This window comes from Cytophaga sp. (genome assembly GCF_051961495.1).
In the GTDB taxonomy this organism is placed as follows: Bacteria; Bacteroidota; Bacteroidia; order Cytophagales; family Cytophagaceae; genus Cytophaga.
The window spans coordinates 1-2729 of the sequence record NZ_JBQCDF010000235.1 but is presented as its reverse complement, the minus strand read 5'-3'; the positions used below and the strand labels follow the sequence as shown (position 1 = coordinate 2729).

At 41.3% G+C, this 2729-nt stretch carries 1 protein-coding gene; it reads right to left on the bottom strand.

All coding sequences use genetic code 11. The features are described from left to right. On the bottom strand, positions 1-2545 hold a 2545-nt coding region (locus ACTHJT_RS13110), incomplete at its 3' end, for a DNA translocase FtsK 4TM domain-containing protein (RefSeq protein ID WP_440238883.1). Positions 2546-2729: the final 184 nt, after the last annotated feature.

Below are 2729 nucleotides of genomic sequence, written 5' to 3'. Positions count from 1 at the left end.
ATTGTTGATTCAATCCTTTTAAATGGAACTCTAATGAATATTCATCTTTAATTAATACTTCGCGGGCTTTGCTTCCTTCAAACTGTCCTACGATACCAGCAGCTTCCAGCTGGTCAATCAGGCGTCCGGCGCGGTTGTATCCAAGTTTTAATTTACGTTGCAGCAAAGAAGTACTTCCCTGTTGATGCATGACAAGAATTTTGGCTGCCTCTTCAAATAATGGATCTTTTTCAGAGAAATTGAAATCGCCTTTTTCCTGTCCGGCTTCATCGTCTGAATATTCAGGCAATTTGTATGCCATTTCATAACCTCTCTGAGAACCAATAAATTCACAAATGCGTTCCACTTCAACAGTATCTAAAAAGGCACATTGTAAACGTACCATATCGCCATGGGCAAACAACATATCTCCTTTTCCGATCAGCTGATCAGCGCCTCCGGCATCCAGAATGGTTCTGGAGTCAATTTTTGAAGAAACCTTAAAGGATAAACGAGCCGGGAAATTTGCTTTAATAATACCTGTAATAACGTTTACAGAAGGCCTTTGCGTAGCGACAACGAGGTGAATCCCGATGGCACGGGCCAGCTGGGCCAAACGTGCAATAGGAGTTTCGACTTCCTTGCCTGCTGTCATCATTAAATCTGCCAGCTCATCAATCACCAGTACAATGTACGGTAAGAAACGATGCCCGTTGTTCGGATTCAATTTACGTTCGACGAATTTCTTATTGTATTCACGGATATTACGCACCTGAGCATCTTTCAGCAAATCGTAACGCAGATCCATTTCCACACACAAAGAATTCAGGGTGTGAATTACTTTCTTGGTATCGGTAATAATTGCGTCCCCCCCGTCCGGAAGTTTAGCCAGGAAGTGTCTTTCAATTTTATTGAACAGCGTTAATTCTACTTTTTTCGGATCTACCAGAACAAGCTTTAACTGCGACGGGTGTTTTTTATACAGCAACGATGCCAGCAATACATTCAAGCCGACAGATTTACCCTGACCGGTAGCACCGGCAATCAGCAAGTGCGGCAGTTCAGCCAGATCTACTACAAATACTTCGTTCGAAACAGTCTTGCCAAATACAACCGGCAGTTCTTTGTCTGATTTCATAAACTTCTCTGTTGAAAGTACAGAGCGCATCGAAACCATTTCTTTATTTTTATTCGGTACTTCAATACCAATCGTACCTTTACCCGGAATAGGCGCAATGATACGGATACCTAAAGCCGATAAGCTCAGGGCAATATCATCTTCCAGGTTTTTAATTTTTGAAATACGGATCCCAACTTCCGGAACGATCTCGTACAATGTGACTGTCGGACCAATGGTAGCCTTAATGCTGGCTATCCCAATGTTGTAATGGGATAGCGTTTCAACGATCTTGTCTTTATTCGCTTCCAGCTCTTCTTTGGTCACCTGCACCACTTTGTTGCCGTCGTATTCATTCAACAGGTCAAAGGTTGGATATTTATAGGACGACAGATCAAGTGTCGGATCGTAATTGAAGTTCTCCAGGTTTGCAGGCAATTCGTCTGCATCCTCTTCTTCCGGCTTTTCAACAACCAGGTTCAATTCATCAGAAGCTGCCGGTATCTGCACCATCGGCTCTTCCACCGGTGATTCAATCTGCAGTTCAGAAGAATTTTTAACAGCAACAGGTTCTTTGCGTTCGATCACCCATTCTTCCTCTTCTTCGACTTCTTCCTCCTCTTCCGTTTCTTCCTCTTCTTCTAATTCCTCAATTTCCTCTTCTTCTTCCAGCTCTTCTATTTCTTCTTCAGACGCTTCTTCTGTCACTTCTTCAGCAGCTACTGCAAGTGGTACTTCTGCTGCATCTGCCGTTGCCGGTGCAAACCAATGGATTTTCGTAATGTTGAAGAAATAAATAATGAATGCCAGCAGGAAAAACAACAACAGGAATGGTGTTCCCCACCCGATCAGATTATCCAGGTACATGGCAATATCAAAGCCAATGCCGCCGCTTAAGAACGCCAGATACGTTTCTTCATTCAGTGCCAGTACCAGATAACCGAATGTTGTGCTGATCCAGATCAAAAAATAAAAGGTTGTCTTGATTAACGTTGCAATATTAATCGGCGATGATTGGTAAACAATTCTGAAGCCTGTTAAAAAGAATATTGGTAAGAACAGATAAGAAGCTAAACCAAACCATTTATAAATGAATAAGTACGATAGCAAAGCTCCTATAATACCCAATAAATTCTCCACTTCTCTGCCGGAATCCTGAATGCTGGTGTCCCAGAGAGATTCTACAATACTCTGGTCATCTCTGCCGCTGAATAAAAATGAGGTAAATGCTAGTAACAATGCAAATGAAAAAAGCATGATGAACATTCCGGCAACGAGCTGAAATCTTCTATCCTGGAAATATTCCTTAATGGCAAATTTAGGTCGCTCCGGGGCTTCTTCATTTTCTGAAGCGGCTTCCTTTTTACTTGCCTTATTGGAAGCAGTATTTGAGCGGGTATTTTTTGGGGGTGTCGGCGTATTATCTGCCTTATAGGTATTTTTAGCCATATTTACTTTGTAACCCTCAAAGTTAACCAAATTATTTAACAGTTCTAGGTGGTTATTTTACAGATCTGAGCATAAAAAAGTACTAAGTACAGAGTACTTAGTACTAATATTCCTGTTAATAAAAATCAGTATCTCTACTATTGATCGTTCTCTTATAAAATCCTGCTTAAACCGTTATTTTAAC